12 protein-coding genes and 1 tRNA gene are annotated in these 13,822 nt (G+C 66.6%); 6 read left to right on the top strand and 7 right to left on the bottom strand.

Translation table 11 applies throughout. The features are described 5' to 3' along the window. The first annotated feature begins 181 nt into the window (after positions 1-181). Positions 182-682 carry an SRPBCC domain-containing protein gene (locus AB4089_RS19460; protein ID WP_441410914.1) on the top strand — a complete coding sequence of 167 codons (501 nt, stop codon included), beginning with the start codon at positions 182-184 and terminating at the stop codon, positions 680-682. Continuing rightward, positions 675-1,220 (top strand): GNAT family N-acetyltransferase, encoded by a 546-nt coding sequence (locus tag AB4089_RS19455; RefSeq protein WP_441410913.1) that lies wholly within the window; start codon positions 675-677, stop codon positions 1,218-1,220. Before AB4089_RS19460 ends, AB4089_RS19455 begins: the two co-directional genes overlap by 8 nt. Here the strand turns inward: AB4089_RS19455 and AB4089_RS19450 are convergent. Together AB4089_RS19450 and AB4089_RS19445 are read right to left on the bottom strand one after the other, a co-directional pair. After that, entirely contained in the window at positions 1,217-2,251 is a 1,035-nt protein-coding gene (locus AB4089_RS19450; protein WP_441410912.1) for a LacI family DNA-binding transcriptional regulator, read from the bottom strand. The two genes, AB4089_RS19455 and AB4089_RS19450, sit on opposite strands and share 4 nt — an antisense overlap. Before the next feature lie 2 nt (positions 2,252-2,253). Next, complete coding sequence (locus AB4089_RS19445; protein WP_441410911.1) at positions 2,254-4,032, bottom strand: glycoside hydrolase family 13 protein; 1,779 nt, start codon at positions 4,030-4,032, stop codon at positions 2,254-2,256. A 181-nt stretch (positions 4,033-4,213) separates the two neighbouring features. On the opposite strand from AB4089_RS19445, the gene AB4089_RS19440 reads away from it, so the two are divergent. Then, positions 4,214-5,584: an FAD-binding oxidoreductase gene (locus AB4089_RS19440; protein WP_441410910.1), complete on the top strand. Its 1,371-nt coding sequence runs from the start codon at positions 4,214-4,216 to the stop codon at positions 5,582-5,584. Positions 5,585-5,668: 84 nt separating this feature from the next. On the opposite strand, the gene AB4089_RS19435 is transcribed toward AB4089_RS19440, so the two are convergent. From AB4089_RS19435 to AB4089_RS19420, 4 genes are all read right to left on the bottom strand, one after another. Next, positions 5,669-7,087, bottom strand: coding sequence for a DUF4032 domain-containing protein (locus AB4089_RS19435; protein WP_441410909.1), 1,419 nt, complete (start codon positions 7,085-7,087; stop codon positions 5,669-5,671). A gap of 136 nt (positions 7,088-7,223) precedes the next feature. Then, entirely contained in the window at positions 7,224-8,306 is a 1,083-nt protein-coding gene (locus AB4089_RS19430; RefSeq protein ID WP_018775851.1) for an ABC transporter ATP-binding protein, read from the bottom strand. Positions 8,307-8,570: 264 nt separating this feature from the next. Further along, positions 8,571-9,425 carry a trehalose-phosphatase gene (gene otsB / locus AB4089_RS19425; protein ID WP_441410908.1) on the bottom strand — a complete coding sequence of 285 codons (855 nt, stop codon included), beginning with the start codon at positions 9,423-9,425 and terminating at the stop codon, positions 8,571-8,573. Then, positions 9,415-10,824: an alpha,alpha-trehalose-phosphate synthase (UDP-forming) gene (locus tag AB4089_RS19420; RefSeq protein WP_441410916.1), complete on the bottom strand. Its 1,410-nt coding sequence runs from the start codon at positions 10,822-10,824 to the stop codon at positions 9,415-9,417. Before AB4089_RS19420 ends, otsB begins: the two co-directional genes overlap by 11 nt. A 294-nt stretch (positions 10,825-11,118) precedes the next feature. On the opposite strand from AB4089_RS19420, the gene AB4089_RS19415 reads away from it, so the two are divergent. The 3 genes from AB4089_RS19415 (at position 11,119) to AB4089_RS19405 (ending at position 12,882) form a co-directional block, all read left to right on the top strand. Continuing rightward, positions 11,119-12,009, top strand: a complete 891-nt coding sequence (locus tag AB4089_RS19415) for a DsbA family protein (protein ID WP_441410907.1) — start codon at positions 11,119-11,121, stop codon at positions 12,007-12,009. Positions 12,010-12,211: 202 nt separating this feature from the next. Then, positions 12,212-12,288, top strand: a tRNA-Thr gene (locus AB4089_RS19410). A gap of 216 nt (positions 12,289-12,504) precedes the next feature. Then, on the top strand, positions 12,505-12,882 hold the full coding sequence (locus AB4089_RS19405; RefSeq protein WP_441410906.1) for a hypothetical protein: 378 nt from the start codon (positions 12,505-12,507) through the stop codon (positions 12,880-12,882). A gap of 36 nt (positions 12,883-12,918) precedes the next feature. Here AB4089_RS19405 and AB4089_RS19400 read toward each other — a convergent pair whose 3' ends face one another. Next, positions 12,919-13,698, bottom strand: coding sequence for a hypothetical protein (locus tag AB4089_RS19400; protein ID WP_441410905.1), 780 nt, complete (start codon positions 13,696-13,698; stop codon positions 12,919-12,921). Positions 13,699-13,822: the final 124 nt, after the last annotated feature.

The following is a 13,822-nucleotide window of genomic DNA, read 5'->3' as shown; positions in this document are numbered from 1 at the left end:
GCTAAGACCCACAGCGCCGATGGTACTGCACCCGGGAGGGTGTGGGAGAGTAGGTCACCGCCGGAACACCATTAACGGTCGAGGACCCCCAACCACAGGTTGGGGGTCCTCCCGCATTTAACCCCCAAAACAAAAAATMCGTCGCCCGCCCGGTTGAGTGGCACGGGTAGAGTAAATGCCCATGGATAACCTCTTCAGCCACGCTCCCGTTGACCCGCCTGGTGCCCCCGAGACGGAGGCAGCAGACGGCTTGGAGCCTGTTGTTTACACGGTTGTAGTCCCGGGTGCCGTCGCCCGGGCTTTTGTCGGATTCACCGAGCATACGCACCTCTGGTGGCCGCTTGAGGACCACAGCGTCTATGGTGCCGGCTCCTACGTGGAGTTCGAGGAAAACCTGATCATGGAAACCGCTGATGATAGCCGGACGGCCGTGTGGGGGTCGATTGACGACTGGCAGCCGCCCCTGTCCTTCCACGCCAGCTGGCACCCGGGCACCACTGCCATATGGTCCACGGAACTGCGGGTGGCATTCAGGGCAGTAGATGGGGGAACAGAGCTCCGCCTGGTACACGGCGGTTGGGAAGGCGCGGAGGACCCCACCGCGGCACGGGCAGACTACGCAGCCGGCTGGCCCGGCGTCCTGGACCGTTTCGTTCGGTTCATGGGCGGTGCCGATGGCTGACAGCCCGCAGGCCAGGATCCGTCGGCTGCAGGCCGACGAGTGGCAGAAGCTGCGCAGTATCCGCCTGGAGATGCTCGCAGATACCCCCACTGCCTACGTCGAAAGCTTGGAGTCGGCCCGCGCCCAGTCCGAGGAACAGTGGCAGGATCGAGCGGCAGCAATGGCGGGGCCAGACAGCGTGTCCTTAGTCGCAGACGACGGACGGGACGGCAGCCCGTTGCGTGCGCTGATGCGGGTAGTAGCCAAGCTGCCGACGGACATGGCCCGCCCACGGCAGGCGATGCTGATCAGCGTGTATGTTGCTCCTGAGCACCGTGGTTCCGGCTTGGCCGATGCCATGCTCCGGCAGGCGGTTGATGCTGCAGCAGAGGAACTTGGCGCCCGGCTGCTCCAGCTGGGCGTGCACCAGGACAACGGACGGGCCCAGAGGTTCTACCTGCGCCACGGTTTCGCGGACACCGGTGCGCGGGAGCCCTACCCGCTCGATACCGGACAATCCGAAATCATCATGGAACGGGTGCTGCCGGCAGGACGCTAGCCCCGCAGGGGTCCTTGGTCAACCGGCGGAACAGCAGTGCTGGACCGTATGACAAAGCGCGTGGGATATTCGGTGTGCGTGGCGTCCGCGTCGGAGGTACCCTCGAGCCTGGCCAGCAAACGCCGCACCGCCAGCGCGCCCTGGCCTCGCACATCCTGGTCGAATGTGGTCAGCCCAAAGACCTCACCCAGCTCGTGGCCATCAATGCCGATGACGGAGAGGTCCTGGGGCACCCTCAGGCCGAAGTCCCGGGCCGCGAGGATAGCGCCGATCGCCATCTCGTCGGAGGCGGCAAAGACGGCCGTGGGACGCTCCGGCGAGCTGCCGAGCAGGTGCCGGGCGGCGGCATAGCCACCCTGGATGGTGAAATCCGCGGAGACCTGCCATTCGGGCCGGACGGCCAACCCCGCGTCGCGCATGGCCTTCTTGAACCCCGCCCGACGGGTTCCGGGCAGGCGGAAATCCTGCTCGTAGGCGGCGTCGCCGGTCATATGGGCGATCCTGGTGTGGCCGAGCTGGATCAGGTGCCGGGCGGCGGCCTCGGCGATTCCGGAGTCGTCGATGCGGATGGTCGACGCCCCGGGCAGCGGGCCGCCGATCCCGACGATGGGACGGTGGATGGCCAGCAGCTGATCGATCTCGGATTCGGAGAGCTCCAGCGAGACCGCGATCACCGCATCCACGCGCTTGCGCAGCAGGAAGTCGTTCAGCACACTGTGCCGGCGTTCCTGCCCTTCGCTGACGTTGTACAGCGTGAGGTCGTAGCCGGCGTCCAGCAGGCTTGCGGAGACGCCTTCGACCACCGAGGAAAAGAACCACCGGTGGACCGAAGGCACCACGACGCCGACATTGTGGCTACGGCCGGAGGCCAGGCTGGAGGCGTGGTAGGACAAGACGAAGCCGAGCTCGGCGGCGGCCGCCCTGGCACGTTCCCGGCTGCGCGGGGAGACGTTGCCTTTGCCGCTCAAGGCGCGCGAAACGGTGGCGCTGGAGAGGCCGGCCCGTTCCGCGACGTCCTTGATGCCGGGCATTCCTACCCCTCCGTGTCCTCGATGTAGATTTCCAACCAAACAGTTTCACCTGAGCTTAACTGATCTTCGGTGCTGGACATGTCCCCGGCGGGGTAACCTGCGTCCGGAGCCGATGAGCTGCGCAGCAGGACCCGCCCTGCGGGCAGTTCCAGTGGTTCGGACCCCACGTTCAACAGCACCAGCGTGGAGCCGTTGAGGAAGGCAAGACTCGTGTCCGTGCACAGGTCCTCGTACCAGGTCAGTGAGCCGCGGCCCAGGTCGAGCCGTCGTCGCAGCTCCAGCATGCGCTTGTAGAGGCTCAGGTGTGACGACGGCGAAGCGGCCTGCACATCGCGCGCCAGCCGCGCGAAACTTTCCGGCTGGGGCAGCCAGGGGTCTTGCCCGTCGCCGAACCCGGCGTTGCGTTCCCCGGCCCGCCAGGGCAGCGGGACACGGCAGCCGTCGCGGCCCAGCCGCGCGCCGCCGGTGCGGGCGAAGGTGGGGTCCTGGCGGCGTGTGTCCGGGATGTCGATCCCGTCCGGGAGGCCGAGCTCTTCGCCCTGGTAGAGGTAAGCCCCGCCGGGCAGCCCCAGCATGAACATGGATGCCGCTGCCGCACGGGACCGGCCGAGATCCTCGTCCGGCTGCGGGTCCCCGGCGCCGATTCCGTCACCCTCGCGCGGCGCCTGCCCGTCGTACCCGAAGCGGGTGGCGTGGCGGACGACGTCGTGGTTGGAGAGCACCCAGGTGCTGGGAGCGGCGACGGCGTCCAGCGATGTCAGTGACTCGGTGATGACGTGGCGCATGCGGTGGACGTCAAGGCCCGCGTGGAGGTAGGGGAAGTTGAAGGCCTGGTGCATTTCGTCCGGGCGCACCCAGTCAGCGAGCCGGGGGAGCGGGTCAACGTTTGCCTCGGCGCAGAGGATCCGGTCGGGGCCGTACTCGGCGAGAATCTTCCGCCACTGGCGGTAGATGTCGTGGAGGGCGGGTTGGCCAAACATCGGAGCGTCGTGGCCGGGGAAGCCGTCGGAGCTGCTGCCGTCGGCGCGTCCGCCCCACTCGGGCAGGCCGGGGGCCTTCACCAGGGCGTGCGCCACGTCCACCCGGAAACCGGAGACGCCGCGGTCCAGCCAGAAACGCAGGACCCGCTCGACTTCGTCGTGAACGGCGCTGTTGTCCCAGTTGAAGTCGGGCTGGGAGGAGTCGAAGAGGTGCAGGTACCACTGGCCCGGGGCGCCGTCCGGTTCGGTCATCCGGGTCCAGGCTGAACCGCCAAAGTGGGACTGCCAGTTGTTCGGCGGTTCCTCGCCGAATGTTCCACGGCCGTCGCGGAAGATGAACATGTCCCGCTCCGGGCTGCCGGCGGGGGCGGCCAGGGCTGCCTGGAAGGCCGGGTGCTGGTCCGAGCAGTGGTTGGGCACGAGGTCCACGATCATCCGCATCCCCAGCCGGGTGGCCTCGGCCATCATGGCGGCGAAATCCTCCAGCGTGCCGAACAGGGGATCGACGTCGCAGTAGTCGCTGACGTCGTAGCCGGCGTCGCGCTGCGGTGAGCGGTAGAACGGGGACAGCCAGACGGCGTCGATGTCCAGTTCGGCAAGTCGGGGCAGTTCGGCGGTAATGCCGGCGAGATCGCCGATGCCGTCGCCGTTCAGGTCCCGGAACGAGCGCGGGTAGACCTGGTAGATCACGGCAGAGCGCCACCACCCGGGAATGTGGTCTGCGGCGTGAACAGGAGTCAGCGGGCCCGTCAGGGGGCCGGCCAGCGCTGCGGGGGAGAAGAGAACTGAATCTACGGACATGACGGCAATCGTAAGGCTGAAAAGCCGAAAAATGAAAACGCTTACATTCATTTTTACGCGTAATTTCAGCCAGCGATTGGAATAGCACAGTGATGTGTGGAAGCGCTTGCGGTTGTGAGCCAGATCACCGACAATGCACGGCCTTAGACTGGGATTCGGATTCGACCGAACTGGAGACCGCATGCGAAGCATCATCGATGAGCTGACCTCTTCCCTGGGCCCGGCCAAAATTGCCGTGGACGCCACCACCCTGGCCGCGTACGCGGTGGACCAGGCTCCCGTCCTGGACTATCAGCTCCCGCTGGCCGTAGTCCGCGCCGATTCGGTGGCCGACGTGCAGGCAACGGTGCGTGCGTGTGCCGCGCGCGGCGTCGCCCTGGTGGCGCGCGGGGCCGGCACCGGAGTCTCGGGCGGCGCGCACGCGAGTGAGGGCTGCGTGGTGCTCACGCTCGAGGGGATGAACCGGATCCTGGACCTCAACCCGGATGACGAGACCGCCGTCGTGGAGCCGGGCGTCATCAATGCCGACCTCAACGCCGCCGCGGCCGTGCACGGGCTGATGTTCGCCCCGGACCCCGCGAGTTACAAGATGTCCACCATCGGCGGCAACGTGGCCACCAACGCGGGCGGGCTGCGGTGCGCGAAGTACGGCGTCACCCGTGACTCGGTCCTGGCCCTCGACGTCGTGCTCGCGGACGGCTCCCTCATCCACACCGGCCACCAGACGTTCAAGGGCGTCGCTGGGTACGACCTCACGGGGCTCTTCGTTGGCTCGGAGGGGACTCTGGGGATCGTTGTCGGCGTGACCGTGAGGCTGAAGTACCTGCCGCGCGAAGTGCACACCATCGCCGCCTTCTACCCGGACTTCCGCAGCGCCGCGGCCGGCGTCCTCGCCGTCGGCCGGGCCCGCGTGCAGCCGGCCATCATGGAACTGCTCGACGGCGGCTCACTCGCCCAGCTCGACGACATCCACGGCTCCGACCTGGCCGCGCGGGGAGCGTCCCTGCTGCTGATCCAGACCGACGGCTTCGGTGCGGCGGCGGAGGCTGCGGCCATCCGCCCGGTCCTGGCGGCCGGGGGAGCGGTGGTGACCATGGAGGCCAATGCCGAGGCGGAGCATCTTGTCGAGTTGCGCCGCAACAGCCGCGGGACCGAGGTGGACGACGAATACCGGGTGGGCGAGGATGTGGCGGTACCCCGCTCGCGGCTGGTGGACTACGTGGCCGAGCTGGAGGCCATGGCGGCCGAGCACCGGGTCCAGCTCAAGGTCGTGGCCCATGCCGGCGACGGCAACCTGCACCCCACCTTCTGGATCGACCGGGTGGACAACGCCGTGGACCCCGATGCCATGGAGCGGCTCGGCGCCGCCCTGGACAGGTCCATTGCCGTGGCGCTGGCCATGGGCGGCACCATCACCGGCGAACACGGGATCGGCCAGTACAAGCTGCGCTGGCTGGGCCTGGAGCAGAAGGAACCGGTGCGCGAACTGCAGCGACGGATCAAGGAGCTGTTCGACCCGGCCGGAATCCTGAACCCCGGAAAAGCGATTTAGCTGAATCGACTTAGCTGAAAACTATTTAGCCCGGGCGTGCCACAACGCGCCCGGCGCATCAGTCGGCGTGCCCCGGGCTGAAGGTTAGTCGTCGGAGTCGGGGTAATCCTCGATCGATTCGTCGGCGCCGTAGCGTGATTCCTCGGTCTCCACCTCAAGGATCTTGAGCAGCCCTGTGTCCGGGTTGAGCATGATGGCGGCCTCGTCCCGGCGGTGGCGGAGCTCGTTGTCAATGTAGGACTGGACGGCCTCGGCCAGGGGGATGTGCCGGTTCTCCTTTTCGGAGATGTACCAGCGGTGCTCCAGGACCTCATGCACGGCCTCGGCCGGCTCGAGCTTGCCGGAGAGATCGCGGGGAATGGCGCGCACGATCGGCTCGAAGATCTGGCTGACCCACAGGTGCGCGCTGTATTCCTCGTCCATGCCCGGGTTGTTGTCCGCCCGGAACGAGTCCATGTCGTTCAGGAGTCGGCGGGCCTGGTTTTCCTGGGCGTCCAGGCCGGTCAGGCGCAGCAGCCGGCGCTGGTGGTGCCCGGCGTCGACCACCTTCGGCTGGAGCTGGATGGTGGAGCCGTTCTGCGTGGTCTTGATCGCGTATTCCTCGACGTCGAACCCCAGCTCGTTGAGCCGCCGGATGCGGGCGGCCACGCGCCAGCGCTCGCCGATCTCGAACGACTCCTTCGCGGTCAGTTCGGTCCACAACCGGCGGTAGCTGTCCATGATCAGCTCGCTGGTGGCCACCGGGTCCACCTTCTCCTCGATCAGGCCGCCGTCGAGCAGGTCCATGAGTTCCCCGGCGATGTTGACCCGGGCGATTTCGAGGTCGTATTCGCGCTGGCCGGTGGACAGATCCGGGTACAGCTCGCCGGTCTCGGCGTCCACGAGGTAGGCGGCGAAGGCGCCGGCGTCGCGGCGGAACAAGGTATTGGAGAGCGAGACGTCGCCCCAGTAGAAGCCGATCAGGTGCAGCCGGACCAGAAGCAGCGCCTGGGCGTCTATGAGACGGGTCAGGGTGTCCTTGCGCAGCATCTGGGAGAAGAGCGCGCGGTAGGGCATCGAGAATTTCAGGTGCCGGGTGACCAGCACGGGGTTCAGAGGCCGGCCGTCGGGCGTGGTGCGTCCGGTGATGACGGCCACCGGCTCCACGCCGGGAACGTCCAGCCGGGCCAGCTTGCGGAGCATGTGGTACTCGTGGCGGGCCACGTGTTCCGAGGTTTCCTTGATGGCGATGACCGAGCCGCCGAGGTGGGCGAAGCGCACGATGTGCCGCGAGATGCCGCGCGGCAGGGCCGCCAGATACTCGGCCGGCCAGTCCTCGAGGGCAATGTGCCAGGGCAGGTCCAGGAGCTCGGGCTCTGTGGCGGCGGCCGTGATGCTCAGCGAACTGGACACGAGCGAGGCCTTGTCGTCATTGGCGCTGGCGGCTTCTTGCCGGGGCAATTTGCCGATCTGACCGTAGTCAGTGGGCTCGTCGTGCCACTGGGCGCTGTATTCCTCGGTCATGGGGTTTCCTCGGTCATGAATCAATTCTTCCGTATTTTGCGGGGCCCGCCTAAAGCGGTGAAGTTAAAGCCCGACGGCGGCCCTCCACTGGGGAGGACCGCCGTCGGTTACGCCGTGGTTAGGGAACCGGTAGGGCTTAGTCGCCGAGGCGCAGGCCGGTCTTGGTGTCAAACAGGTGTACGTGGCCTGACTGCGGACGGACCCAGATGGACTCGCCCTTCATCGGGGGGCGGCGGCCGTCGACGCGGGCCACGATGTCGTGGCTCTGGCCGTCCAGCGTGGTGTGGCCGTAGACGTAGGCGTCGGCGCCGAGTTCTTCGACGACGTCGACCTCGACCTGGAGGCCTTCGCCCTGGGCAACGGTCTCAAGGTCCTCCGGGCGGGAGCCCAGGGTCACGGTCTGGCCGTGGGCTTCTTCGAGGACGTCGCGCGGTACCGGGTAGACGGTGCCGCCGAACTGCACGCCGCCGTCGACGACGGGGAGTTCGAGCAGGTTCATGGCGGGGGAGCCGATGAAGCCGGCCACGAAGACGTTCTTCGGCTTGTCGTAGAGGTTGCGCGGGGTGTCGACCTGCATCAGCAGGCCGTCCTTCAGCACGGCGACGCGGTCGCCCATGGTCATGGCCTCGACCTGGTCGTGGGTCACGTAGACCGTGGTGACGCCGAGGCGGCGGGTCAGGGACGCGATCTGGGTGCGGGTCTGGACGCGCAGCTTGGCGTCAAGGTTGGACAGCGGCTCATCCATGAGGAAGACCTGCGGGTTACGGACAATGGCCCGGCCCATGGCAACGCGCTGGCGCTGGCCGCCGGAGAGGGCCTTCGGCTTGCGGTCCAGGTACGGTTCGAGGTCGAGCAGTTTTGCAGCTTCGCGGACGCGCTCGGCGCGCTCTTCCTTGCTGACGCCGGCGATCTTCAGTGCGAAGCCCATGTTGTCCGCCACGGTCATGTGCGGGTACAGGGCGTAGTTCTGGAACACCATGGCGATGTCGCGATCCTTCGGCGGGACGTCCGTGACGTCACGGTCACCAATGAGGATGCGGCCGGAGTTGACGTCCTCAAGACCTGCGAGCATGCGCAGGGAGGTCGACTTTCCGCAGCCTGAGGGTCCAACGAGGACCAGGAATTCGCCATCGGCGATATCAATGTTGAGCTTGTCAACAGCGGGCTTTTCGGTGCCCGGGTACAGACGTGTTGCGTTGTCAAAAGTAACTGTAGCCACAGTTATCAATCCCTTCACCGGCAGGTACGTGCCGGACGATCCGTAGTGAATGGTCTTTTTATGCAGTTGTTAATTCAATTGTGGGTTTTCATGCGCATACTCCTCGGCCGAAGCCGAGGAGTATCCAGTGACGCCGCACGGTAGTTGTGCGCCACATCACAAACAGAGTATGTCAGATTTTTGGCATTTGGGCCAAAATGTTACGGATGTCACAGGTGATGCTGCCCACTTGGCGGTCTGCGGCTGTGTTTCCCGGGAGGGCTTTCAGTGGTCCATGGCTCGTTTGCGTTCCCTCAGGAGGGCCTCGAGCAGCTCGCAGATGTGGACCGGCGCCTCCACCCGGAACTCGGCCTGGGTGAAATCGAGCCCCACCTTTACGCCCAGGTCGCCCGGAACCAGGCTGGCCAGGGCGTCTTCGTCGGTGGTGTCGTCTCCGGCGAAGACCACTGCCGTGGCCCCGGTGGCCTGCCGCAGGAAGGAGATGCCCTCTCCCTTGGAGGCGTGCACCACCGAGGTCTCCAGGACGCGGTTGCCGGTCTTGAGGAACACTCCGCGGCGGTCCTGCAGGACTGCCTTGGCCGCGGCGACGGCGTCCTCGGCAACGTCATCCGCAGCGAGCCGGGTGTGCAGGACGACACCGGCCGGCTTGTCCTCCAGGAGCGTCCCGGGCGCCTGCTCCACGATCTCCGCAAGCTCTTTGCGGACCTCGGCCAGGAGTTCCCGCTGGTCGTCGTCGAGCATGAGCTGCGAGGACCCGGGCCCCATCCAGACCTCGGCGCCGTGGCTGCCGATCAAAAGCGTGTTCTCCGGTGGGAAGGCGACGGCCCGCAGGCTGTCCAGCGCTCGGCCGGAGATGAGCGCCGTCGTCGTTTCGGGAAGTTCCGCCAGTCCCGCGAAGGCGGCCGCGGAGCGCGGCAGCGAGCGGGAGTCGCCCGCATGGTCCACCAGGGGTGCCATGGTGCCGTCGAAGTCCATAGCCACGAGCAGGTGCCCGGTGCCGGCGACGCGGCGCACGGCAGCCAGCAGTTCCGGGGAGAGCGAGAGCCGGGCCGTGCCTGATTTCTTAGTGCCCGAGTCGCTGGTGCCTGAATTCTCGGTTCCGGTGGCGTCAGGAGTCATCGCGAATAACCTTTTCGGCAAGGGCGGTCAGGAAGTCGGAGGACCAGAGGTCGACGTCGTGGTCCAGAATCTGCTTGCGCATGGCCCGCATGCGCCGGGATGCCTCGGCCGGCGGGATGTGGACGGCCTTCATGATGGTGTCCTTGAGCCCGTCGATGTCGTGCGGGTTCATCAGCAGCGCCTGCTTGAGCTGGTCGGCGGCGCCGGCAAACTCGCTGAGCACCAGCGCGCCGTCGTTTGCCGTCCTGGCGGTGACGTATTCCTTGGCCACGAGGTTCATGCCGTCGCGCAGAGCCGTGACCAGCATGACGTCCGCGGCAAGGTACAGCGCCACCATCTCCTCGATGGGGTAGCTGTGGTGGAGGTAGCGGACGGCCGTGCTCTCCATGGTGTCGTAGGTGCCGTTGATGTGCCCGACGGTGCCCTCGACCTCTTCGCGGAGCAGCCGGTATTGTTCCACGCGTTCCCTGCTGGGGCTGGCCACCTGGATCAGGGTTGCGTCCTGCACCGTGACCTTGCCGTCGGCGAGCAATTCCTCGTACGCCTTGAGCCGGTGGCGGATGCCCTTGGTGTAGTCGAGGCGGTCGACGCCGAGCAGGATCGTCTTCGGGTTGCCGAGATCCCGGCGGATCTGGCGCGCGCGCTCAATGACTTCCGGCTGCCGCGCCAGTTCACTGATCTGCTTGACATCGATGGAAATCGGGAAGGCCTGGGCCCGGGCAATATGGGTGGTGTCGCCGTCGTTCCCCTTGACATGAACCTGCTGTTGCTTGACGCTGGCGCCCAGGAAGCGCCGGGCGGAGCGCATGAAGTTCCCGGCGTCGCTGGTGCGCTGGAAACCCACCAGGTCCGCCCCCAGCAGGCCGTCGATGATCGCACGGCGCCACGGCAGCTGGGCGAAGATTTCCGGCGGCGGGAAGGGGATGTGGTTGAAGAATCCGATCTTCAGGTCCGGCCGGGCTTCCCGGAGCAGCTTCGGAACCAGCTGGAGCTGGTAGTCCTGCACCCAGACGGTGGCGCCCTCGGCAGCATGGCGGATGACGGCGTCGGCGAACCTTCTGTTGACCTTCCGGTAGGAGTCCCACCAGGTGCGGTGGAACTCCGGCGGGGCGATGACGTCGTGGTACAGCGGCCACAGGGTGGCGTTGGAAAAGCCCTCGTAGAAAAGTTCGATGTCGTCCGTGCTCAGCTGGACCGGGATCAGGTCAATGCCGCCGTGACTGAAGGGCTTGACCGTCTCGTCGGGGGCGCCGTGCCAGCCCACCCAGGCGCCGTCGGTCTTGGTCATCATCGGGGCCAGCGCGGTCACGAGTCCGCCGGGGGAGCGGCGCCAGCCGCCCTCGCAGCCGGCCTCCTCGGGCGAACAGCGGTCTACGGGCAGCCGGTTGGACACCACCATGAAGTCGAACTGATCCCCGGCCCCGGCACGTGATGCCGCGCCGTCGGTGGCCGTCCGCGCCGCTTCGGCGGTGTTTGTCCCGCCGTCGCCAGCTCTGTCCGTTGCTTCCATTGGTGCCCCCTGGGGTCCGCTCGTGGCTCTCCATCAACCCTAGCGGCACGGAATCTTCCGGGCTATTCGTCCGTTGGGCAGGGCGGAGGGGAAAGTTGAAAGCGCAAGTTCTCCGGTTTCTCCCCTAAAATGATGAAGTTGCCACTGAGTGGACCGTCCCTGGCCGAACGACCCGAGGAACCAATGAGCCCCGCAAACGAACCCCGACAGTCTAAGGCAGAGCGCACTGCCGCGGCGCGCGAGAAAGCCCGTGAGATCCGTGAGGCGCAGCTGAAGAAGGAGAAGCGCAACAAGCTGCTGATCGGCTGGGGCATTGTTGCCGCCGTCGTCGTCATCATTGTGATCGTGGCGCTTGTTGTCACCTCCAACATCAAGAACAACGCCCCGGTTGCCGACGAGGGACCCACCCCGGCCAACGGCAATATCCACGGAGGCGTCACCCTGCTGGCAAACACGGAGGTTGCGAAGACCGAGCCGGCAACCGTGAAGCTGTCTGACCTCCCGGCCGCGCCGGCCACGCCGCCGGCGACGGTCACGGCCCCGGGCGCCGAAGCGGAGGCCGGCAAGCCGGTCAAGGTGGTCCTCTACATCGACTTCATCTGCCCCGTCTGCAAGAACTTCGAGGCTCAGTACAACGAGACGCTCACCAAGCTGCGCAACGAAGGCAAGATCACGGTGGAGTACCGCCCGCTCGGCTTCCTGGACAGCCGGTCCACCACCAACTACTCCTCGCGCGCGGCCAACGCCGCGGCCTGTGTGGTCAACGAATCCCCGGAGAAGTACTCGGACTTCGTCGATGCGCTGTTCGCGAAGCAGCCGGCCGAAGGCAGTGCCGGTCTCTCCGACACGGAGTTGAAGAAGATGGCCACCGACGTCGGGGCCAAGAGCATCGAGTCGTGCGTCGATGACAAGACGTTCCGCCCGTGGGTCAAGCACACCACCCAGGAGGCCGCGGTGATCGGTGTGACCGGCACGCCCACCGTCTTCGTCGAAGGCAAGCAGTGGGGCGTCGGCGACAGCGCCCAGACTCCGTTCGACCAGTTCCTGCAGGCCGCCGTCGACGCCAAGAAGTAACCGCCCACGGCACTCATGCCGTAGAAGGCCCGCAGCTGTTGGCCCGGCCCCGCAATATTTTCGGGGCCGGGCCTTCCATTTCGCTTCAAGTGGGGTGCGCGTTTTTCCCACGGTTTTTCTCACCGGGCATCGGTGGGCTAACCTTGTCTAGCGTCCTGACATCCGCGCCATTTTTGGCGTGGTGCCAGAATGCGCCAGGAATGCCTCCTTAGCTCAGTTGGCCAGAGCACCGCTCTTGTAAAGCGGGGGTCGTCGGTTCGAATCCGACAGGGGGCCCCACGAACCCCTCCGTTCAGGCGATTTTGCCGGAACGGAGGGGTTTTCTCATGCCTGAAAACTGGACGATAAATGACCGGCCGAAGAAGTAGCGGATTGGCTCCCGGTCGCACACAGCCACATCATCCACCCCAGCCCAAGCGTCATGGCGTACGATCCGGTGACGGGCACGCTCAGCCTCGGCACTTTCCGGTTCGCCACATGACAGCAGGAGGGACCATGCGAGGATCATCCGCTCCGGCCCGGATGGCGTGGGCGGGCACGGCGGCTGTCGGCCTCATCCTGCTGTGCCTGGGTCTGGGCCAAAAATTCTACTTCGCGTCCGTCACGAATGCCTTTGCGCGGGACCGACTCGGCAATACACTCATCCTGGTCGGGGCCGCCCTTGGTCTGGCGGCCTCCGGCTGGTCGAGGTATCGGGGCGATGCCTTGTGGGTCACTGTCATGGTGGCGGTCCCGGCCGTGGTCATTGGGGGACTGAATCTGGTCGTCGGCGACAGCCTGCTGCCGCACAGCGCTGCGCTGGCCGCCGTCCCGCTGGGGGTGGCCGGGGTTATCGGCGGCATCGTGGCCAGAACGGACCGAATCCGCTCCTGACCGCCCGGGACCGTCTCCGGTTCAGGGTCAGGACCGTCAGCCATTCCCGCGCTTGCGGTGCATCCTCAGCACAAAGGACAGGGCAACCGCCGCGGCGCCGCCGACAACGAGCAGTAACCCGAGGGTGACCGGCGCGGGGACGCCCGTTTCGGCAGCCCGCGCGCCCTGGCTCGAGGGCGAGGCTGCGGCCGTGGCGGGTGGAGTCGCCGGGGGTGAGGCAGGTGCAGGCGCCGGGGGTGAGGACACAGCCGGGGCCGAGGTGGCCGGCGGGGCCGCCACAAAGACGTCGCTCACTGCTCCCATAATGAATCGGTCGCCGGGAACGAGGGTCTGCACAACCCGGGTTGAGGTCTCCAGTGTGGTGGAGACGCACCCTGCCGAGACCCGGTTGCCGGCGCCGAAGAAGATTGCGTAGTCCGCGCCCGGGACGGGGGTGGCATCCGGCAGGCGGTTGTAGTTGATGACGGCCGCCTGCGCGTAGGTGCCCTGGTTCATCCAGTACCAGAGGTTTTCGTCGGCGGCTGACCCGCCCTCCACGTAGTTGTTGTAGGCGGGGCTGCCCGGCCCGCCCCACCGGGAGCGCCGGTTGACCGTGTGGTACAGCAGCCTGGTGCCGGGATCCGCCTTGCCCAGGGCCTCGGTGGCGGAGAACGAGCCGGTGGGTGAACGGTACTGGCCCTCCCGCAGCTGTCCCTCAGGGGCGAATCCGTTCTTGCCGATGAAGCCGGTCTGCTGCCACTCCTGGACATACCCTTCGGTGTTGCGGACACAGCCAGTGATCAGCACGGCGTTCTGTGCGGCTTCGGCGGCTGTCACGAAAACCACTCTGGTGGCCGTTCCGGCGCTGTACCGGGTCTGGTGTGCGGTCAGTTTCGCGCAGGGCGCAGTTTCCTGGGGTGATGCGTGGGCCGCGGGAGGGGGCGCCGAAAGGCCCACAGTA

This window comes from Arthrobacter sp. 2MCAF15 (assembly GCF_052115605.1).
Taxonomy (GTDB): Bacteria; Actinomycetota; Actinomycetes; order Actinomycetales; family Micrococcaceae; genus Arthrobacter.
Note: the sequence above shows the minus strand (reverse complement) of the source record. Positions and strands in the feature narration are given on the sequence as shown.